Annotated in this window: 19 protein-coding genes and 3 tRNA genes; 20 read left to right on the plus strand and 2 right to left on the minus strand. The window is 45.6% G+C overall.

Annotated elements, in window-relative coordinates:
• Positions 1–263: 263 nt before the first annotated feature.
• The 4 genes from B5G00_RS17640 to B5G00_RS19145 all read left to right on the plus strand — a co-directional run bounded on the left by B5G00_RS17640 (position 264) and on the right by B5G00_RS19145 (position 1,035).
• A tRNA-Glu gene (locus tag B5G00_RS17640) sits at positions 264–335 on the plus strand.
• A gap of 52 nt (positions 336–387) precedes the next feature.
• A tRNA-Cys gene (locus tag B5G00_RS17645) sits at positions 388–458 on the plus strand.
• 6 nt (positions 459–464) lie between these two features.
• Positions 465–537 (plus strand) — tRNA-Asn (locus B5G00_RS17650).
• Positions 538–600: 63 nt separating this feature from the next.
• Positions 601–1,035 (plus strand): hypothetical protein, encoded by a 435-nt coding sequence (locus B5G00_RS19145; protein ID WP_204247435.1) that lies wholly within the window; start codon positions 601–603, stop codon positions 1,033–1,035.
• Positions 1,036–1,126: 91 nt separating this feature from the next.
• Here B5G00_RS19145 and B5G00_RS17660 read toward each other — a convergent pair whose 3' ends face one another.
• Positions 1,127–2,002 (minus strand): LysR family transcriptional regulator, encoded by an 876-nt coding sequence (locus tag B5G00_RS17660; protein WP_087274967.1) that lies wholly within the window; start codon positions 2,000–2,002, stop codon positions 1,127–1,129.
• A gap of 266 nt (positions 2,003–2,268) precedes the next feature.
• On the opposite strand from B5G00_RS17660, the gene B5G00_RS17665 reads away from it, so the two are divergent.
• The 12 genes from B5G00_RS17665 (at position 2,269) to B5G00_RS19440 (ending at position 16,825) form a co-directional block, all read left to right on the plus strand.
• On the plus strand, positions 2,269–2,781 hold the full coding sequence (locus tag B5G00_RS17665; protein WP_087274968.1) for a MarR family winged helix-turn-helix transcriptional regulator: 513 nt from the start codon (positions 2,269–2,271) through the stop codon (positions 2,779–2,781).
• Entirely contained in the window at positions 2,747–4,486 is a 1,740-nt protein-coding gene (locus tag B5G00_RS17670) for an ABC transporter ATP-binding protein (protein WP_087274969.1), read from the plus strand. The genes B5G00_RS17665 and B5G00_RS17670 overlap by 35 nt, the downstream gene beginning before the upstream one ends.
• A 25-nt stretch (positions 4,487–4,511) precedes the next feature.
• On the plus strand, positions 4,512–6,398 hold the full coding sequence (locus tag B5G00_RS17675; protein ID WP_087274970.1) for an ABC transporter ATP-binding protein: 1,887 nt from the start codon (positions 4,512–4,514) through the stop codon (positions 6,396–6,398).
• A gap of 148 nt (positions 6,399–6,546) precedes the next feature.
• Positions 6,547–7,488: a LysR family transcriptional regulator gene (locus tag B5G00_RS17680; protein ID WP_087274971.1), complete on the plus strand. Its 942-nt coding sequence runs from the start codon at positions 6,547–6,549 to the stop codon at positions 7,486–7,488.
• 94 nt (positions 7,489–7,582) lie between these two features.
• The gene (locus B5G00_RS17685; protein WP_087274972.1) at positions 7,583–8,911 is read left to right on the plus strand and encodes an O-acetylhomoserine aminocarboxypropyltransferase/cysteine synthase family protein; all 1,329 of its coding nucleotides are present in this window, start codon (positions 7,583–7,585) and stop codon (positions 8,909–8,911) included.
• A gap of 39 nt (positions 8,912–8,950) precedes the next feature.
• Positions 8,951–10,327 carry an MATE family efflux transporter gene (locus B5G00_RS17690; RefSeq protein WP_206423810.1) on the plus strand — a complete coding sequence of 459 codons (1,377 nt, stop codon included), beginning with the start codon at positions 8,951–8,953 and terminating at the stop codon, positions 10,325–10,327.
• A 127-nt stretch (positions 10,328–10,454) separates the two neighbouring features.
• Complete coding sequence (locus B5G00_RS17695) at positions 10,455–11,420, plus strand: glycoside hydrolase family 125 protein (protein WP_087274974.1); 966 nt, start codon at positions 10,455–10,457, stop codon at positions 11,418–11,420.
• A gap of 231 nt (positions 11,421–11,651) precedes the next feature.
• The gene (locus B5G00_RS17700; RefSeq protein ID WP_242971420.1) at positions 11,652–13,448 is read left to right on the plus strand and encodes an alpha-mannosidase; all 1,797 of its coding nucleotides are present in this window, start codon (positions 11,652–11,654) and stop codon (positions 13,446–13,448) included.
• Between the two features lie 683 nt (positions 13,449–14,131).
• Positions 14,132–14,959 (plus strand): reverse transcriptase domain-containing protein, encoded by an 828-nt coding sequence (locus B5G00_RS17705; RefSeq protein WP_087274975.1) that lies wholly within the window; start codon positions 14,132–14,134, stop codon positions 14,957–14,959.
• Between the two features lie 25 nt (positions 14,960–14,984).
• Positions 14,985–15,440 carry a glycoside hydrolase family 2 protein gene (locus tag B5G00_RS17710; RefSeq protein WP_140403182.1) on the plus strand — a complete coding sequence of 152 codons (456 nt, stop codon included), beginning with the start codon at positions 14,985–14,987 and terminating at the stop codon, positions 15,438–15,440.
• A gap of 342 nt (positions 15,441–15,782) precedes the next feature.
• Positions 15,783–16,076: a hypothetical protein gene (locus tag B5G00_RS19435; RefSeq protein WP_242971418.1), complete on the plus strand. Its 294-nt coding sequence runs from the start codon at positions 15,783–15,785 to the stop codon at positions 16,074–16,076.
• The gene (locus B5G00_RS19440) at positions 16,019–16,825 is read left to right on the plus strand and encodes a M15 family metallopeptidase (protein ID WP_242971419.1); all 807 of its coding nucleotides are present in this window, start codon (positions 16,019–16,021) and stop codon (positions 16,823–16,825) included. The genes B5G00_RS19435 and B5G00_RS19440 overlap by 58 nt, the downstream gene beginning before the upstream one ends.
• A gap of 106 nt (positions 16,826–16,931) precedes the next feature.
• On the opposite strand, the gene pepT is transcribed toward B5G00_RS19440, so the two are convergent.
• A complete protein-coding gene (pepT, locus tag B5G00_RS17720; RefSeq protein ID WP_087274978.1) occupies positions 16,932–18,152 on the minus strand; it encodes a peptidase T in 1,221 nt (406 codons plus the stop codon).
• A gap of 155 nt (positions 18,153–18,307) precedes the next feature.
• Between pepT and B5G00_RS17725 the strand changes: the two genes are divergently transcribed.
• From B5G00_RS17725 to B5G00_RS17740, 4 genes are read left to right on the plus strand one after another with little or no spacing between them, the layout of a single operon-like run.
• Positions 18,308–18,676: a CidA/LrgA family protein gene (locus tag B5G00_RS17725; RefSeq protein WP_087274979.1), complete on the plus strand. Its 369-nt coding sequence runs from the start codon at positions 18,308–18,310 to the stop codon at positions 18,674–18,676.
• Positions 18,657–19,352: an LrgB family protein gene (locus B5G00_RS17730; protein ID WP_087274980.1), complete on the plus strand. Its 696-nt coding sequence runs from the start codon at positions 18,657–18,659 to the stop codon at positions 19,350–19,352. The genes B5G00_RS17725 and B5G00_RS17730 overlap by 20 nt, the downstream gene beginning before the upstream one ends.
• 27 nt (positions 19,353–19,379) lie before the next feature.
• Positions 19,380–19,970, plus strand: a complete 591-nt coding sequence (locus B5G00_RS17735) for a cytidylate kinase-like family protein (RefSeq protein ID WP_087274982.1) — start codon at positions 19,380–19,382, stop codon at positions 19,968–19,970.
• Positions 19,963–20,682 carry a FadR/GntR family transcriptional regulator gene (locus B5G00_RS17740; protein WP_087274981.1) on the plus strand — a complete coding sequence of 240 codons (720 nt, stop codon included), beginning with the start codon at positions 19,963–19,965 and terminating at the stop codon, positions 20,680–20,682. The genes B5G00_RS17735 and B5G00_RS17740 overlap by 8 nt, the downstream gene beginning before the upstream one ends.
• Positions 20,683–21,195 lie beyond the last annotated feature (513 nt).

The raw sequence follows: 21,195 nt of genomic DNA on the forward strand, positions 1-21,195 counted from the left end.
CTTGACCTAATAGCTTAGGAAGCGGCGAGGGAAGTCTGGAACAGACGGGAATGCTTGCATTCCTGGATGAGGAAGACGGACCGAAGTCATTTGCGAAGCAAAGGACACGAAATAAGCCGAAGGCTTATGAGTGACCGGTTGCTAAGCGGACGGGGCCAATACCTAAGTAAAACGGCAAAAGTTGGATATAAAGAGTTTTACATGTGTGGTTTTGAAGGTACAGTAAATTAAACAAGAGCTTCTCTGAGAAGCGTATAAAAAACGGCTCCTTGGTCAAGCGGTTAAGACATCGCCCTTTCACGGCGGTAACACGGGTTCGATTCCCGTAGGAGTCACTTAAAAAAATACTTGCATATTTTATAAATATGTGTGTATAATATAGTATATGGCGCCATAGCCAAGTGGTAAGGCAAAGGTCTGCAACACCTCTATCACCAGTTCAAATCTGGTTGGCGCCTCTCTAATCCTCCTTAGCTCAGTCGGTAGAGCATGCGGCTGTTAACCGCAGTGTCGTTGGTTCGAGTCCAACAGGGGGAGTTGGAAACCTGTAAATGAAAGTTTACAGGTTTTATTTTTTTTATGCAGAAAAGAGGAAAAGTAATGATATATACTGTATTAAAAATAGAGGAAGATCTGGACTATGGATGTGAGGACAGAAGAGATGACCAGACGGTTATGGCTGTAGTTACTCTCAGATCAGAAGAAGGAGAGGAATGTACAAGGAAAATTTCGGATCAGCTCCTTTATGAAAGAGAGATTGCCCAGGGAGATGAAGTGTTCTTTGATGAAAATGATCAGATACGAAAAAGATTAGGAAAAGACTGGACAAAGCACTGCAACAGCAAAAATACCAATACACAGGAATTCTCGGGCTGGCTGCAGGCTGCCAGAACAGGAGAAAACATTCAGAAGATATGTCCCTTCTGTGGAGGAAATGTTGGCATCCTATCCAATATAGAAGGGCATACTCTGATAGGATGCGATTCCTGTGATATGCATATTGAACTGGACATAACCGGGGATATAGATATATAACAAAAAAAGGAACTCTCTGCAGGATCAGTGGTTTTGTGGTTTTGGCAGCAAAACAGGATCCTGCAGGGAGTTTTTATAATTTACGGGTATATTAAACGGTATCTCTCATGTGTCTGGAAAGAAGTGCAAGAAAGCGTTTCAGAACCGGATGATCATGGTCATACGGATAATATACGCCGAAGGACACTTTGGGAAGGCCGGTTACCGGAATGTAGCACAGGCCCGGATCCCTGGTGTGGGGAATGTCAGGATACAGGGTATATCCTATCTCAGCTTTTACAAGGGTAAAGGCGCTTTCAAGACTGTCGGTGATAAATCTTTGCTCAGAAGGCAAAGTCATGAAAATATTATTTTGTATTGTAAAAACAGAATCCGGAAGCTGGCGGGGGGAGCAGGCAATAAAATTCCCCTGCAGTTGTCCTTTGGTCAGGGCTTTATATTGGGCCAGGGGAAGATTGGGCGAGCAGACACAGGCTATATGGGCAGAAGCAAGTTCTTTGTACCACAAAGAAGATGTCTTCTGCCCATATTTTATGCCCAAAGCCGCCAGAAGCTGAGTGTTTTCCACCATTCCCAGGATAGATGGGAACGGGACCAGGCGGATGGAAGGACGGAGCAGGGGAAATTCCTCAGACAGTTCCTTCAAAATGGGAGGGAGAAGGTTCATTTCTGTATAATTATGACATCCCAGATCAAATGGGATAAGATGTTCATGCCTTCCCAGACGCTCTTTTGCAGACAGAGCGGTTTTCAGAATCAGCTGGGCATCTGCAAAAAAGGAAATCCCTTCCTGGGTAAGAGTCACGCTTTTGCTTGTGCGATTGAATAATTTTACATCCAGTTCTTCCTCCAGAGTCTGGATCTGATGACTGACTGCAGGCTGGGTGATCTTCAGCACCCGGGAAGCTTTGGAAAAATTCAGATGTTCCGCCACGGTGACGAAACATTCTAATTGTACGGTATTCATAGGGCTGCCTCCGAAATTATTTTAAGATTATTGAGCGATATCAAAAATGATTTTTATGAATTCTATCATCTTTTTAAATATTGTTCAAGATTAAAAAATAAGAAAATAAAATAAATACCTATAAATAATATTTATAGAATATAAGAATTTTGAATTTCACATTTGCTTAAATCTGCACTAGAATCATCTATGGACAAAAAATAAGGATACGAACTGTTCGGGTTTGAAATAACCCATGAAAAAACTTACAGGAGGTGCTCAAAAGAATGACAGAAGATTTCAGAACAGAAGAATTGCTCTTCATGGTCAGAAAAATCAGTCTGGATCTGACAGCGCAGATAGAATTGTGCTTTAAAAGTGAAAATATGAGTGGAATTCAGGCCTATTTCATGGTGTATATTCTGAGACATCATCCGGAAGGGACGTATCTTACGGAACTTTCTCATGAAATCGGAGTCTCGAAATCAACGCTGTCGGCACTGATAAAAAAACTGAGAGAAAAAGGTTATCTTTATTTTCAGGAAAATCCCTGTGACGTCCGAAAAAAGAAAGTGCTCCCTACAGAAAAACTGAAAGCCGAAGGCAATATTTTTTTGCAGAAGGCCGAAGAGATGGAGTCTGAGATCTGCAGTGTGTTCAGCGGTCAGGAAAAAGCACAGTTCTGGAAACTGGAACAGAAGCTGCTGACTCAGCTGTCCGGAATGGAGCATGAGGAAACAAAAACAGACAGGAGGTTTATTTACCGTGAGAAAAGTTTTACAACAGCTCAAACAGTATAAGCGGGAGACCTTTCTATGTATCGGTTTGACCGCCCTTGAAGTCATTATGGAAATATTGATGCCGTTTATTACAGCCATGATCATAGATCATGGGCTTGAAGTAAGCAATCTGCCGGCAGTCTACCATTATGGTGCCGTTATGGTGCTTATGGCGTTCCTGAGTCTGCTTTTCGGCGCTATGGCAGGAAAGAATGCTGCGGGAGCGGCATCGGGCCTTTCTGCCAATCTCCGTGAGGCGATTTACACCAATATTCAGACCTTTTCTTTTTCCAACATTGATAAGTTTAGTGTACCGGGTCTGGTTACCCGTATGACAACGGATATCACTAATGTGCAGAATGCTTTTATGATGATCATCCGTGTGGCGGTCCGGGCTCCGCTGAACCTGATATTCAGTTTTATTATGTGTATGATCATCAGCCCCAGGTTAAGCGCCATGTTCCTGATCGCCGTTGTATTTCTGGTAATCGTTATCGGCTCTATTATGGTGATCACACTGAAGATCTTCAATCAGGTATTCCGGAGATATGATGACTTAAACGCCAGTGTACAGGAAAATGTATCCGCTATCCGGGTAGTAAAAGCCTTTGTTCGTGAGGACTACGAAAACGTTAAATTCTCAAAAGCATCAAAGATGCTTTATGACCTTTCTGTAAAGGCAGAGGGGTTTCTGGCGTTTAACAACCCGGCTATGATGGTGGCTGTTTATTTCTGTATTATTTCTGTTTCCTGGTTCGGCGCACAGTTTATTGTAGGCGGTTCTATGACAACCGGAGATCTTACCAGTCTGTTCAGCTACATTATGTCTCTGCTGATGAGCCTGATGATGCTTTCTATGGTAGTGGTTATGATCAGTATGTCTATGGCAAGTATCCGCCGTATCAGCGAAGTTTTAAATGAAAGACCAGATCTGACAGACCCGGAAGATCCTGTTATGACTGTATCAGATGGACAGATTGATTTTAACCATGTGAATTTTTCCTACAAACACGGCAGCGGAAAGAATGCTCTGTCAGATATTGACCTTCATATTAAGAGCGGTGAGACCATCGGTGTTATCGGAGGTACAGGATCCGGAAAGAGTACTCTGGTAAACCTGATCTGCCGCCTCTATGATGTGGATGAGGGTTCAGTCTGTGTAGGGGGCGTAGATGTGCGAAAATACGATACAGAGGTACTCAGAAATCAGGTTTCTGTGGTACTCCAGAAAAACACCCTGTTTTCTGGTACCATTCTGGATAACCTTCGCTGGGGCAATCCGGATGCTACAGATGAAGAATGTGTAGAGGCATGTAAGGCTGCCTGTGCCGATGAATTTATCGACCGGATGCCGGAGGGCTATCATACCAATATCGCCCGTGGGGGCGCCAATGTTTCTGGAGGACAGAAGCAGCGTTTATGTATTGCCAGAGCTCTTTTGAAGAAACCGAAAGTACTGATCCTGGACGACTCTACCAGTGCAGTAGATACGGCCACTGACGCCAGTATCCGGGCTGCTTTTGCAAAACAGATTCCGGGAACGACCAAGATCATTATTGCCCAGCGTATTTCCAGCGTACAGTCCGCAGACAGGATCCTTGTACTGGATAACGGCCGGATCGATGCTTTTGATACCCACGACAATCTGCTGAAGACCAATGCCATTTATCAGGAAATCTATCATTCCCAGATGGAAGGCGGCGGCGACTTCGACCAGCCCGCTTAAATCAGAAAGGAGGAAAAACCGAGTTATGAGTAATAAACAATCAAGACCTGAAAAGACCTCAGCTACAAAGCTGATCAGCAGGGTTATCCGATATATGCTCCATTATTACAAAATTCCTTTTTTGCTTGTTATCGTCTGTATTCTGATCACAGCTATTGCAACGGTTGTAGGGGCTACTTTCCCCCAGACGTTAGTAGATGATTACATAACGCCTATGCTTGCCAATGGTTCTGATGATTTCAGCGGTCTGGCTGCTGATCTGTTACAGCTGGCCTGTGTAATGGCTGTAGGTGTTATCACAGCATTCAGCTACAATCGAATCATGGTAAATGTAAGCCAGAGTACCATGCGGCATTTGAGAGACGACCTGTTCCGGAAGATGGAAGCTCTGCCTATCAAATATTTTGACAACCATGCCCATGGAGACATCATGTCCGTGTATACCAACGATGTGGATACTCTGCGGCAGCTTCTCAGCCAGAGTATTCCCCAGATCATCAACTCCGTGATCACCATGGCGGCAACTTTAGTCACTATGATCATTCTGAATCCTGCTCTAACAGTAATCTCCATTCTGACAGCTGTGGTCATGCTTCTGGTTACTGCCAATTTTTCCAAACTGTCAGGAAGATATTATATCCGCCAGCAGGTGGATCTGGGTATTGTAGACGGGTTTATTGAGGAAATGCTGGACGGACAGAAAGTGGTAAAAGTCTTCTGTCATGAACAGGCAGCTATGGATGATTTCCATAAAGTAAACGAAGAACTCCGAAACAGTACCAACAAGGCCAACAGCTATGCAAACCTGCTGATGCCTGTAAACGCCAATATCGGCTGGATCAGCTATGCTTTAGTAGCTATCATAGGAGCCATCCTGGGGATCAACGGTCTGGCAGGAGTTACCATTGGTACCGTTATCACCTTTGTAGGACTGAATAAGAGCTTTACAAACCCTATCACCCAAGTCAGCCAGCAGATCAACTTTGTGGTCAATGCAGCAGCCGGTGCTCAGCGTGTCTTTGACCTGATGGATCAGACACCGGAAGCTGACGAAGGTTATGTAGAACTGGTCAATGCAAAAGAAGATGAAAATGGAAATCTGACGGAAGCTGAGACAAGAACAAATCTGTGGGCCTGGAAGCACCCTCACAAAGCCGAAGGAACCGTTACCTATACCAAGCTGGAAGGGGCCGTTGTTTTTGATGACGTAGACTTTGGCTATACAGATGACAAGATCGTCATGCACAATATCAGCCTTTGGGCCAAACCCGGACAGAAGATTGCCTTTGTAGGAGCCACTGGCGCCGGAAAGACCACCATTACCAACCTGATCAATCGTTTCTATGATATTGCAGACGGAAAGATCCGCTATGACGGCATTAACATCAATAAGATCAAGAAACCGGATCTCCGCCGTTCTCTTGGTATGGTCCTTCAGGATACCCACCTGTTTACCGGTACAGTTATGGATAACATTCGTTACGGCAAGCTGGATGCCACAGATGAAGAATGTATCAAAGCCGCTAAGCTGGCCAATGCCGATGGATTTATCCGCCGCCTGCCTGATGGTTACAATACCATGCTTACCGGAGACGGGGCTAACTTAAGCCAGGGACAGCGCCAGCTGCTGGCTATTGCCAGAGCCGCTGTGGCAGATCCTCCGGCGCTGATCCTGGATGAGGCAACTTCTTCTATTGATACCCGTACGGAGAAACTGGTACAGGATGGTATGGACGCTCTGATGAAGGGACGTACTACCTTTGTCATTGCCCATCGCCTGTCTACAGTAAAAAACTCTGACTGCATCATGGTTATGGAACAGGGACGTATTATTGAGAGAGGTACCCATGATGACCTGATTGCGGCGAAAGGCAAGTATTATCAGTTGTATACAGGAAATTTTGCAGATTAATGCAGGATAGAAGCACTGCTGTCTTGCGTGAAAGACTACCCTCTGTGTACAAGAGGCGTTTGGCCTCTTGTACACGGAGGGTATCTTTTGTTGACGAAAAACTCAGAATACAGTAAGATAGACATTACGTAAATCAAGGAGAGCACCAATGACCTTAAATCAGCTTAATTATGTAATTACCATAGCGGAGCAGGGCTCCATCAACAAAGCTGCACAACAGCTGTATATTTCCCAGCCCTCTCTGACCAGTGCAGTACAGGAACTGGAGAAAGAGCTGGGGATCGTACTGTTCCACCGGAGCGGCAGAGGGGTGACCCTGACCAATGACGGAGGAGAGTTCCTCTTATATGCAAAGCAGCTTTACGGGCAGTATGAGGAGATACTGGATAAATACGGAAAGAACGGATCCCTGAAAAAGAAATTCGGAGTATCTGCCCAGCATTATTCCTTTGCGGTAAAGGCCTTTGTGGATATGGCGAAACAGTTTGACATGTTAAAGTATGAATTTGCCATGCGGGAGACCAGGACGGCAGAGGTGATCCGGGATGTGAGCACCATGAAAAGCGAGATCGGCGTTTTGTATTTATCGGATTTTAACCGGAAGAGCCTGGAAAAGCTTCTACGGACTGCAGGTCTGGAGTTCCATCCTCTGGCCAAGTGCCGGGCCTATGTGTACCTGTGGAAGGGCCATCCCCTTGCCGGGCAGGCCGCTATCTCCTTTGAACAGTTGAGGCCATATCCCTGCCTGGCTTTTGAACAGGGGGACAACAGCTCTTTTTATCTTGCGGAAGAAATCCTTTCCACCAATGAATATCCCAGGATCATCCGGGCAAACGACAGAGCTACTATGCTGAACCTGATGGTGGGCCTGGGCGGCTACACCCTTTGTTCAGGGATCATCAGCCAGGAGCTGAACGGAAATGATTTTACAGCCATTCCTTTTCAGGAAGATGAAGAAAATCACAACAGCATTATGGAGATCGGCTATGTGGTAAGAAAGAATACATTTCTCAGCAAAATGGGGGAACTGTATATAGAAGCATTAAAAGAAGCTCTTAAAAATTCAGACAGCAAAGATACTCAGTTATAGACTGGATCTATAATCAGGTATCTTTTTTGCGTATTAGACAGCTTTCCGCTGCCATGATAGGATAAATGCCAACAACAAAAAGGAGGAAATGATCATGGCAGATATAAGAGATTCGAAAAACTGGAGCTTCGAGACAAAACAGGTGCATATGGGACAGGAACAGCCGGATCCGGCAACAGGGGCCAGGGCAGTTCCCATATACGCCACTACTTCTTATGTATTTGACAACTGCCGCCAGGGAGCAGACCGGTTTGCTCTTCAGGAGCCGGGAAATATATACGGAAGGCTGACAAATCCCACACAGGAAGTATTTGAACAGAGGATGACTGCCCTGGAAGGAGGAAAAGGAGCTTTGGCTACTGCCTCGGGAGCGGCAGCCATTACTTATACTTTTCAGGCACTGGCAAAAGCAGGAGAACATATTGTAGCTTCCAAAAGGATCTATGGGGGAACCTATAATCTTCTGGCTCATACCCTTCCCCTGACCAGCGGTATTACAGCCAGCTTTGCAGATCCTGAGGAGGAAGGAGCTTTTGAAAGGGAAATCCGTGAAAACACAAAAGCAATCTTTACAGAGACTCTGGGAAATCCCCACTCTAATGTGGCGGATCTGGAGAAGCTGGCCAGGATCGCCCATAAGCATAACATTCCCCTGATAGTGGATTCTACCTTTGCCACTCCTTATCTGGTGCGTCCTATAGAATATGGAGCGGACATTGTGGTCCATTCCGCTACAAAATTTATCGGCGGCCACGGGACGGCTCTGGGAGGGGTCATTGTGGACAGCGGCAGATTTGACTGGAAGGACACCGGAAGATACCCCTGGATCTCCCAACCAAATCCCAGCTACCATGGGGCTGTTTTTACAGAGGCGGCGCCGGAGGCTCCATTTGTAACCTATATCCGGGCAGTACTCCTTCGGGATACCGGGGCTGCTATATCTCCCTTCCATGCGTTTCTCCTCCTCCAGGGACTTGAGACCCTTTCTCTCAGGGTAGAACGTCATACAGAAAATGCGTTGAAAGTAGTAAAATATCTGGCTGCGCATCCTCAGGTGGAAGCTGTCCATCACCCTTCACTGGAAGGCGAGTCTACCCATGAACTGTATAAGAAGTATTTTCCTAGGGGAGGGGGCTCTATATTTACCTTTGAGATAAAAGGAGACGCCGGGAGAGCCCAGAGGTTTATCGATCATCTTCCAATTTTTTCTCTGCTGGCTAATGTGGCGGATACAAAATCCCTGGTCATCCACCCTGCCTCCACTACCCACAGCCAATGTACCGCAGAAGAACTGCTGGAGCAGGGGATCAGACCAAACACCATAAGGCTGTCTGTGGGAATCGAGAATGCAGAGGATTTAATTGCGGCACTGGAGGCAGCATTCCGGGCAGCCCCTATTGACGAAATTTGCACAAAGCAGTAAGATAAGCTTTGCAGAAAGCGAATTTTGGGGGAAATGTCCATGAAAAAGAATAAGTTCGAGATTGATATGTGCAACGGCTCCATTATGGATAAGCTGATTTCCTTTTCCCTTCCTCTCATGCTCACAAGTATCCTGCAGCTGATGTTTAATGCAGTGGATATTATTGTAGTGGGAAGGTTCAGCGGAAGCCAGGCTCTTGCGGCGGTGGGTTCTACTACAGCTTTGATCAATATTTTTACCAACCTGTTTATCGGGATCTCGCTGGGAGCAAATGTCCTTGCAGCCAGATATTATGCAGCAGGACGGGATAAGGAGATGTCGGAAGCAGTACATACAGCTATTGCCCTGGCTCTGGTCAGCGGTATTATCATGGCTTTTGTGGGAGTGGGGGCATCCAGATTTGCCCTTGAGCTTATGGCCACTCCGGCAGATGTGATCGACCAGTCGGTGGTTTATATGCGGATTTATTTCATGGGCATGCCCTTTTTTATGCTGTATAACTATGGGGCTGCTGTTCTGAGAGCAGTAGGGGATACAAAGCGTCCTCTGTTTTTCCTGCTGGCGGCAGGTATGACCAACGTGGTGCTGGATCTGCTGCTGGTTATCGTCATCCCTCTTGGAGTGGCAGGAGTGGCTATCGGAACGGTGGCTTCCCAGATGATTTCCTGTATTCTGGTACTCTGGTGCCTCCACAGGACGGAAGGAAGTTACCAGCTGCGGTTTTCAAAGCTCAGGATTCGGGGCATATATCTGAAACGTATTTTTCAGGTGGGTATACCCGCAGGGATTCAAAGTACTGTGATCAATTTTTCCAATGCATTGCTCCAGTCTTCTGTGAATTCCTTTGGCTCAACGGCAATGGCCGGCTATACGGCTGCCAATAATGTGCTGGGATTTTTATATTCATCGATCAATGCAGTGACCCAGGCATGTATGAGCTTTACAAGCCAGAACTATAGTGTAGGGAAAACAAAGAGAATGGACAGGGTCTTTGTGGACTGTATAATCCTTTCTGTAGGAGTATCGGCAGTCCTCGGAGTGGGTGCCTATGTGTTCGGTTCTCAGGTACTGGGAATTTATACCAGCGATCCGGAAGTTATTCAGTGTGGTCTGGAGATTCTGTCCATTACCACCGTGCCCTATTTCCTTTGCGGTATTATGGACCTTATTCCGGGAGCTCTCCGGGGAATGGGACATTCCGGTGTGCCTATGATCCTTTCGATTATCGGAACCGTAGGTACCAGGATCCTGTGGATTTATGCTTTTTTCCCTCAGCACAGATCCCTTTACTTTTTATTTATTTCTTATCCGGGTTCCTGGATTGCTACCATTGTTATGCAGGCGGTGTGCTTCTACTTTGTGCGGAAACAGTGTATGAGGCAGATACACCAGGAAGTCCTATCTGGCCGGAAGTAAGAGCAGCATGGTTATATGTTTATAAAAATAAGCGGAGATTTCAAAAATTTTTACAGTTTTTGAGGTCTCCGCTTCTGTGTTATAATGAGAAAAATTCGGAAGTAAAACAGAAACAGGAGATATCGTTATGGAGAAAAAAATACCTAAGGTAATGGCAGATCTATTTGTGTCTTTAAAAGAGCAGTGGAAGGAAGAACCGGAACTGCTGGAGCTGTTTAAGACCTGCTATACCAATACATTGGATACTACGGTGAAAAAAATGGAAGACGGCACTACTCATGTGATTACCGGGGATATTCCCGCTATGTGGCTTCGGGATTCAGCGGCGCAGCTTCGTCCTTACATTTTCCTGGCAAAGGAAGACCGGGAGATCCGGGAAATTATAGCAGGGCTGGTAAAGCGCCAGTTTCAGTATATTTGTATCGATCCTTACGCCAATGCTTTTAATTCTTCTCCAAGCGACGACGCCTGTACTTATGGGTATCTGATCCCCTCCAATATGTTTGCTGTGGTAGTGCTGGGATATCTGGAAGAAATCGAAAGGGAGATCTTTCACTGCCCGGAACTGGAAAAAGAAGCCAGAGAACTGAAGGAAAAGATCCACTATGCGATAGAAAGCATAGGGAAAACCGCCACTCAGGAATTCGGGGTGATCTATGCTTATGAGACAGATGGTTACGGTATGTATAATCTGATGGACGACGCCAATGTGCCAAGCCTGCTGGCTATGGATTATCTGGGCTATCCTTCGGATCCGGATGTTGGGGAAAATACAAGAAGATTTCTTCTTAGTAATGCCAATCCTTATTATTATGAAGGCAAGAAAGCCGCAGGAATCGGCAGTCCCCACACACCGTCCAGCTATATCTGGCATATATCCATGGCGATCCGGGGGTTGACCAGCAAAGAGAAGGAAGAAAAGAAAAGGGTCCTGCGGAATATGGCGGATACTACCGGCGGAAAAGGGGTCATGCATGAGGGCTTTCATGTGGATGATGATACCCGATACACCAGAGAATGGTTTTCCTGGGCAAATGCCATGTATGCAGAATTGTTCCTGGACTGCAGCGGATATAGACTGAAAATCAAGTAGAAAGAGAGAAGCCGATAAAAAACAGAGTATGCAGGAGAGCTGCTAAAGGGATAGGAATGTGCTGTTTACTGTTATTTGATGACAGGAAACAGTACATTTTTTGATGTGTAATTTTTTCATCAAATATAGAAAATGGAAAATTGTAATGGAAGAGCGTGTTTTGTATAATATAAAAAAACAGGAAAACTACTACATTACAATATAAATCACAGGAGGGTTCCTATGAAAGACATGTTTTTAACAGACAGGAAACTGGACAGAAGAATTACAGAGGTGAAAAAATACAGATACCGGAATATCCGGAATCTGGAGGCGTTTGCGGTGCAGGAAGATCTTCAGGGAGTGGTGAATCCTCAGGTGCCCGCAGAGTTTGACAACTGGGATACCATACACACCGGAGACTGCTGGTCAGGAAGAGACCGTTATCTCTGGATGCATAAGGATATTGAGATCCCGACCCAGTGGAAAGGCCAGAGAGTTGTGGGTATTTTTGATTTCGGCAATACAGGTGCCGGAAATAACTCCGGTTTTGAAGCTATGTGCTACATAGATGGAAAACCCTACCAGGGCGTAGATGTAAATCACAAGGAAGTATTTTTCCCGGAAGAGCTCTGCGGAAAGACAGTGAACCTTACCTTCCGTCTCTGGTCCGGACTGGAAGGAGGAGGAGTTCCTGCCGTTCAGGAGCATAAGATCCGTCAGGCAGATCTGGCCTGCTTAGATGAACCGGCAGATGATTTTTATTACATGGGCACTCTGATCCTGGATACCATTGCCAATCTGGAAGAGGGAAATCCGGTGAAGTACGATCTGAGAAATGCACTGGATCAGGCTTGTCATTGTATCGACTGGTCCTATCCTGGAAGCGAGTCTTTTTATGATTCTCTTCACCAGGCAGATCAGATATTAAATGAAAAGATCGACAAAATGGAGAAACATTCTCCTGTGAATGTTTACTGTGTGGGACATACCCACATTGATATGGCATGGCTGTGGCGGCTGAAACATACCCATGAGAAAGCTTCCCGTTCTTTCTCCACAGTACTGCGTATGATGGAAATGTTCCCGGAGTATATTTTCCTTCAGACCCAGCCTCAGATTTACGAATACATAAAAGAAGATTTCCCGGAAATCTTTGAGGAGATCAGGAAACGAGTGAAAGAAGGACGCTGGGAAGCCGACGGAGGCATGTGGGTGGAAGCCGACTGTAACCTGACCAGTGGAGAATCTCTCACCCGGCAGCTTCTCATCGGAAGCAGATTTCTGAAAGAGGAATTTGGAAAAGATGTGGAATATCTGTGGCTTCCTGATGTATTCGGCTATTCCTGGGCTCTGCCTCAGATTTTAAAGAAATCCGGTATTGACGTGTTTATGACTACCAAGATCAGCTGGAACCAGTTTAACCGTATGCCTCATGATACCTTCCACTGGAAAGGAATGGACGGTACCGAGGTGCTTACACACTTTATTACCACCCCGGAACCCTGGAACGGACCGGATTCCTGGTTCTACACTTATAATGGCCTGCTCACTGCAAAGACCGTAAAGGGTGTATGGGAAGCCTATAGTGAGAAAGCTATGAATAAAGATCTGCTGATTTCCTACGGATATGGAGACGGAGGCGGCGGTGTAAACCGTGATCTGCTGGAGGCCAGAAGAAGGATTGATAAGATCCCGGGACTTCCGAATCTGAAAACTTCCACTGCAGGAGACTATTTCCGGAAATTAAAGGAAAATGTAGAAAATACCGATCAGTATGTAAACACCTGGGATGGAGAACTGTACCTGGAGTATCACAGAGGCACTTATACCAGCCAGGCTTATAATAAGAGAATGAACCGGAAGATGGAGCTTTTGTACCGCAGAGCAGAGTGGATGACTGCTATGGCCGCCATGGGAGCAGGAAGTCTGTCCCTGGCAGCACAGGAAAAGCTGACAAAAGGCTGGAAGATGATCCTTACCAACCAGTTCCATGATATTATACCTGGATCTTCCATTCATGAAGGTGCGACCCGTTTCGCCGCATAAATTAACAAAGGGCGAGGGTTGCAATTAGTTTATCTAGTTGTGACAACAACTTATTTTCCGAGAGGTGGAATGACAGGGTAACGCCTTGAAACGCCTCCTTTGATACTCCGAATAGCGTCTCACAGTTGCACATCGTGAGAGGTTATAAGCTCGGTGAAGTCGGCTGAGAGCCACCCTAACGCGTAATGGCGAGGAACTGCGAACCAGAGGTGGTCGAGTGGATGATAGGCCGGAAGTCTATAAAATACCTATGGCGAGAATGTTACCTATACAGGGGCAACTGGCGAACTCTTGAAGGAAAGGGTCTAAAGAATGGCAATGTAGAAATGCATTGATGACGTGACGTCAGGTAAGTGTGGGTGAGTAAGACATTCGTTATGAAAATCCATGTAGTGTTACAGGCACTACCAAGCTTACAGGCTCAAAGAGAGCGCCTAAGGGTATATGTACAGATAGGAAAATAGGAACGGGGAAAGCTGACAACGATTAGGAAGTGCAATTCCAATGAGGCGGTCTGTGGTAACACAGTTTATGTCAGTGAGAGTAGGGGCAATGTACCTGCGAAGCGGTGATAATAAGCCGTGGAGGGATAGCCCCAAGTCAGATTAATTCATTAAAACTTAATAATGGTAAGAGTGTTTTGGGTTCGAGTATGACTAAGAGAAGAAATCTCCGCAGAGGAGATGACTGACCAAACGGCAAAGAAGAGAGAAAACAAGGTTTTAAGGCGTAATGAATACTACGCAATTCAAGATGTGTTTGATGGCTTATATGCAAAAAGTAAACAGGGTGCAATATTTACCGACTTTATGTCGCTTATAACAAGTCCGCAGAATATAGCACTTGCGTACAGGCGGATTAAGCGAAATAAGGGAAGTCGAACTCCTGGTACAAACATGGGTACAATCGAGCAGATAGCGGAACGGGGAAATGACATTTTGGTAGATTATGTTCAGCGAAGACTGGCAAACTACAAACCACATCCGGTTAGACGTGTCATGATTCCCAAGGACAATGGGAAAGAAAGACCACTAGGGATTCCGACCATTGAAGACCGCTTGATTCAGCAATGTATTCTTCAAGTGATGGAGCCGATATGCGAAGCTAAGTTTCACAAACATAGCTATGGCTTCCGTCCAAACCGCAATACGCACCATGCAATCAGCAGGTTTCGGTTTCTGGCATTTACAGTAAAACTTGAATATGTAGTGGATATCGACATTAAAGGATTTTTCGATAATGTAGACCACTCTAAACTGCTGAAACAGATATGGTCGTTGGGTATCCACGATAAAAATCTGCTATGTGTAATAAGCAAGCTCTTAAAAGCACCCATACAGGGAGAGGGAGTTCCGAGCAAAGGAACACCACAAGGCGGTATTTTATCGCCGCTGCTTTCCAATATCGTGCTAAATGAACTTGATTGGTGGATTAGTAATCAGTGGGAAACATTCCCAAGCAAGTTTCCATACCGTTGGGATGAAGTCCATTCACCTGAATGTTTCAAATGAAACGCTGGCCGAGAAAAAACTGACAGTGAAATGGCAGGTGCGCAATGCAAAAGCCCGGATCCTTTACAGCAAAGAGAAAGAGATCCTGGTTCCCCCTCTTTCCAGTGTCTGGCTGGAGAAGGAAGAACTGCCGGATATCCATGTGTTTGAAGAATACGTCAGCTATCAGGCCTGGGAGGGAGAAACACAGATTTCAGAAGGAACCGTGATTTTTTCTTATCCGAAATATTTCCGGTATGAGGACCCGAAACTGTCCTGTACAGTGGAAAAGAACAAGATTACGGTTAAGGCAGAGACTTATGCGAAAAGTGTGGAGATTCTCAACGACCAGGAGGATCTGGTGCTGTCGGACAACTACTTTGATCTGAATGGTGATACAAAGACAGTGGAAATCCTGCGGGGAAGGCCAGAAGGCATCCGCCTCAGAAGCGTCTGGAATCTAGGAGAGCCCTTACCTGTAAATGGAAAAAACAGACTTTAGAAATCTTTTATTCATGAAAATGTAATAAAAAGAAGAAAAACAGAAAAAAACGTGGTATACTAACGGGGAAGCTTTTTGGAAAAATGAATATACCAGACAGGTAAGGTGGGATTATAAATATGGAATCGGGGAGAGGAACAGAGTACAGAAAGAGGCCCGGAGAAAGTATACAGCACAGACGGAGACCGTCAGAAGGCGGGGAGCGCAGGCGGAGGCCATCGGAAGGTACAGAATACAGACGGAGACAGCCGGAAGGTACGGAATACAGGCGGAGACAGCCGGAAGGTACGGAATACAGACGGAGACAGCCGGAAGGTACGGAACACAGACGGAGACAGCCAGATGGTACGGAACACAGACGGAGACAGCCAGATGGTACGGAATACAGGAGGAGACCGTCGGAAGATACAGGATATAGGAGAGAGACATCGGAAAACAGGAAGCCCAGGAGAAGAGCGCCAGAAGATGTTCTATACACACAGAGATCTGAAAAAAGTACAGAACACAGATCTGGCTCTGGAGGATACAAACCCAGATACCGGGGAAATATCAGGAGAGTCCGGCAGAGAAACCTTCGGGTGGGGATTTTTCTGCTGGTGCTGCTTGTGGGAATCGCAGGCGCAGTCAATGCCATAAAGGCAAAACAGCAGGAAGCTGCCGCTCAGGCTTATGCAGAGCAGCAGGCCAAGAAAGAAATCCAGGAGGCAGAAGAGAAGGAAGAAGATAATGGCCTGAAACTGGCAGATGAAAGCGAAAAGGATCAGTGGTATCTGAAACTGGTAAACGCCAAAAATCCTATGACCCAGGAGGATGTTCCGGAAGTGGCTACAGAAACCATTGATGCCAACGGATATCAGGTAGACGCCAGGATTATGGGAGATCTGGAAGATATGTTTGCAGACGCCCAGGCAGCCGGACGCAATCCGGTGATCTGTTCGGCATTCCGGTCCTGGGATACTCAGGAATACCTTTATCAGAATAAGATACAGCGGGTAATGGCGGAAGAGGGACTTTCACAGGAGGAGGCTGCAGTGGAGGCCGGAACCGTAGTGGCAGTGCCGGGAACCAGCGAGCATCAGATCGGTCTCGCAGTAGACATTGTATCTTCCGAATATATGAACCTGGATGAGAAACAGATGGAGACCGAGGACCAGCAGTGGCTGATGGAAAACTCCTGGAAATATGGGTTCATCCTTCGCTATCCTCTGAATAAAAGCGATATTACAGGAATTATTTTTGAACCCTGGCATTACCGGTATGTGGGAAAAGAAGCCGCCAAGGAGATCTACGAGCAGGATATTACTTTGGAAGAGTATCTGGGGGCTGAACCTGTAGGTTCTTCCCAGGCTATCGAAAGTGACAGCGAAGAGGAGACTCTGGAATAGAGAAAAACCGTTCAGAGAGGCAATCTGCAGTTCAGCAGATTCCTCTTAATGAACGGTTTTTTTACGAAAATACAGAGTTAGCTGTAATCGCTTTTGATGGAACTTTTTAATGCCACAGTTTAACCAGCTCTACAATGACTTCTACAGATTTTTCCATTGCCTGTATACAGACAAATTCAAAATGACCGTGGCAGTTGTGGTCCCCTGTCCCCAGGTTGGGGCAGGGAAGTCCTTTAAAGGAAAGCTGGGCGCCGTCGGTTCCTCCCCGGATAGGCTGGACCTGGGGACGGATTCCCAGTTTTTCGTATACTTTTAAAACGTTGTCAATGAGGAATTTATGGGGTTCTATTTTTTCTTTCATGTTAAAATAAGAGTCCTCAATTTTCAGGGATACAGCTTCATAGCCATATTTTGTATTCATGGTACGGGCCATGTCTTCCATGTGCTTCTTTTTCTCCCGGAAAAGAGACATGTCATGATCCCGGATAATGTATTCTGACCGGGCATGATCCACAGAACCCTGAAGAGCGTCCAGATGGATAAAACCTTCACGGCCTTCAGTACATTCCGGACGTTGAGCGGAGGGCATAAGGGACTCAAATTCCATAGCCAGACGCAAAGCGTTGATCATCTTGCCTTTGGCAGAACCGGGATGGATGCTGACGCCATGAAAATCTGCAACTGCCTCGGCAGCGTTGAAATTTTCATATTCCAGTTCTCCGCATTCGCCGCCGTCCATGGTATAGGCAAAGTCGGCGCCAAATTTTTCTACATCAAAATGATCTGTACCCTGGCCGATCTCTTCGTCAGGAGTAAACCCTATCCGGACAGGCCCGTGGGGGATTTCCGGATGCGCCAGAAGATATTGGGCAGCGGTAAGGATCTCTGCGATCCCGGCCTTGTCATCTCCTCCCAGAAGGGTAGTGCCGTCGGTGACGATGAGATCCTGCCCCTGATACTGAGTCAGATTGGAAAAATCACGGGGACTCATAACAATCTGTTTTTCTTCGTTTAATACAATATCTTTCCCGTCATAATTTTTAATAATCCGGGGACGGATATTTTTGCCGGATTCCGCACAGGAAGTATCCATATGAGCAATGAAGCCCAGAATCTTTCCCTGATAATCTTCAATGGTAGAGGGAATGGTCCCAAAAACATATCCATAAGAATCTACAGTAACATTTTCAAGTCCTGTTTCCTTCATTTCCTCAGCAAGAGCCTTGGCAAAGGCTTCCTGGCTTCTTGTACTGGGAAAGGTATCTGAGGAAGGATCTGAAGTAGTATCCACCGCAATATATTTTAAAAATCGTTCTGTAACTGTCATATTTTGACCCCACTTTCTGTTTTTTAATTCGTATGGCTTTTCTGATAGTATCCTATCACAGAGAAGAAATTATGTCTATATTTTCCCGAGCCCATTGACTTTGAAAGGAGAGAATCCTATAATAGACTGGTACTACCACTAACGAGGAGGAAAAAGTGAAATTTTTAAAGCAATTCAGTATTATTTTATTTATTTCGTTTCTTGGAGAAATCCTTCATATGCTGATTCCTCTGCCGGTACCGGCCAGTGTATATGGCCTGGTGCTTATGCTGGGTGCTTTGATTACCGGTGTGTTAAAACTGGGGCAGGTTCGGGAGACAGCAACTTTTCTGATAGAGATCATGCCGGTGATGTTTATTCCGGCGGGAGTAGGGCTGATGGAATCCTGGTCTGCTCTCCAACCTGTCTGGCTTCCTGTGATCCTGATCACCATTGTGACTACGATCCTGGTAATGGCAGTGACGGGCAGGGTCACACAGGGAATGATCGGAAAGGAGAAAAAAAATGGAAGAATTTCTCACTAATTCGGTGTTTTTCGGCGCAGTACTAAGTTTTCTGGCCTATGAGATCGGGCTGCTTTTGAAAAAGCGTTTTAAGCTGGCGGTGTTGAATCCTCTGCTTATCGGGATCCTTTGCGTTATGGGGGCTCTGGCAGTGCTGCGTATAGACTACGACCAGTATAACGGGGGAGCCCAGTATATCAGCTACCTGCTTACGCCGGCTACGGTCTGTCTGGCGGTACCTCTATATGAACAGCTTACCCTTTTAAAGGAAAATTTAAAAGCTGTAGCGGCGGGAATATTTTCCGGAACTCTGGCAAGTCTGGGGAGCGTCTATCTATTATCCCGGCTTTTCGGACTGAACCATGAACAGTATGTAACACTTCTGCCAAAATCCATTACAACAGCTATCGGCATGGGGGTTTCCCAGGAACTGGGAGGCATTGTGACCATCACCGTGGCTGTCATCATTATTACCGGTATTCTGGGAAACGTGATCGCAGAGGGAGTATGTAAGGTATTCCGGATACAGGAACCTATTGCCAAAGGACTGGCCCTGGGAACGGCTTCCCATGCCATTGGAACTGCCAAGGCTATGGAAATGGGTCCGGTGGAAGGCGCTATGAGCAGCCTGGCTATTGCAGTGGCAGGGCTTCTCACAGTAATTGGAGCCTCAGTATTTGCGGGACTTCCTGTTTAAAGTTTCCAGGAGAAAAGGAGAATGGGTATGAAAGACTTTATGATTACCATTGGCAGACAATATGGAAGCGGCGGAAAAGAAGTAGGAAGGATCCTCGCCCAAAAACTGGGAATTCCTCTCTATGGAAAAGAAGAGCTTATGGAAATGGAAAAAGGCAGAGAGGATTATGAAGAAGTACGGGTTTTTTATGAGGAACAGCCGGTAAACAGCCTGCTTTATGCCATTGCTATGGGGCAGGGCGAAAACAGAGCAGGAGAGGTTCCTTTTCAGAAGATCAGAGAGATATGCAGTTCACGGCCCTGTATTCTCATAGGACGATGCGGAAGCTATATTTTTCGGGATGACCCTTCCTGTGTAAAGATTTTTATTTATGCGGGGATGGATAAAAAGATACAGTGGATAGAAAACCAGGAAAAGGTTTCTGCCCATAAAGCCAGGAAACTTATTGAGAAAGTAGAGGAAGAACGGGCTCAGTTCCATAAGTTTTATACCGGAGGAAACTGGGGAAAGGTTAATGACTATGACCTTTGTCTGGATGCAGGGGTTACAGGAACAGAGAAAGCTGCAGATATCATATTGTCATATTTAGAAAGCAGGGGATTTACAGAACATGGATGAAATAACAGAAAAAGCAGAAAATACAGGGGAAAACGAAAAGGTTTATTTTCTGGTAATTGAGTATATCAAAGAACTGGTGAAAAAGGGAGACGTGAAATTCGGAGGAAAGATTCCGTCAGAAAGGGAACTTATGTCAACTTTAGGGCTGAGCAGAAATTCTATCCGGGAAGCCCTCAGAACCTTAGAAAACATGGGACTGCTGGAATGCCGCCAGGGTCAGGGAAATTTTCTGGTGAATCATGTTGGCCAGAGCCTCAGCAGTTTGTTTTCCCTGCTGCTTTTCATGAAAGAAAGCAACTATGTAGAAATCAGCCAGCTTAGGAGATTTATTGAGATTGGCGCCTTCCTTCTGGCGGTAAAAAATCCGGACCTGAAGGCCAGAGAAGAGCTGAAAGAGATCCTGGATAGAATCGACCAGTGCCAGGACCAGGAAAAAGTGAAACTGGATAAACAGTTTCATGACCATTTGATCCTGATTTCCGGGAACCATTTGCTGGTTCTCTTAAACGAAGCTCTTTCAGGACTTTTTGAGACCATGATCAGCGACTACACTCAGCACATTACCCAGAAGAACTGGGACCGGCTTCTGGCCTGCCATAGGAGAGTCTATGACTGCCTGGAAAAAAATGACGTCCAGGAGGGGATGAAAGCCATCCGGGAACATTACAATATTATCGATGAGGATCTGATAGAGTATCAGGTCGGTGATTAAAGAGGAAGAATAGAAGGAGCGGCTGCATTAATCATATGTCAGGGATATTTATAGATTTTATGCGAGTTTGTTGAGTATAGCTTTGAGACTATAGGCTCAAAGCGATGCAGATGGAGCAATAAAATCTACAAATATTCTTTTCTTTGATTAGTGCAGACGCTCCTATATATTTGAAAACAGTGAAAAATAGCTGGGAAACTGGATAAGCACACGAACGTATACAGATCAGCAAAAAAATTGAGACTTTTAAGGAAAGAGGATATAATAACAAATCATTAATAAAACACATTCAGTCAGGTTATAAAGAGAAATATAGATATGCTCTATAAAATTTTTTTATATGATTTAATCTGAAATATCCAGGGGAAACAAAGGGTTTGCAGCGTGGACAGGTACAGGACAAACGCATGAGTAAATAAATTGTGAACAAATCTCCTTTTATGTGATATGCTGAAAATAAAAAGGAGATTTGTGCTGTGGAAGAATTGTTGGAGTGGATGGATTATATCGAAG

The organism is Blautia sp. An46, from assembly GCF_002161645.1.
Classification (GTDB): Bacteria; Bacillota; Clostridia; order Lachnospirales; family Lachnospiraceae; genus Blautia; species Blautia ornithocaccae.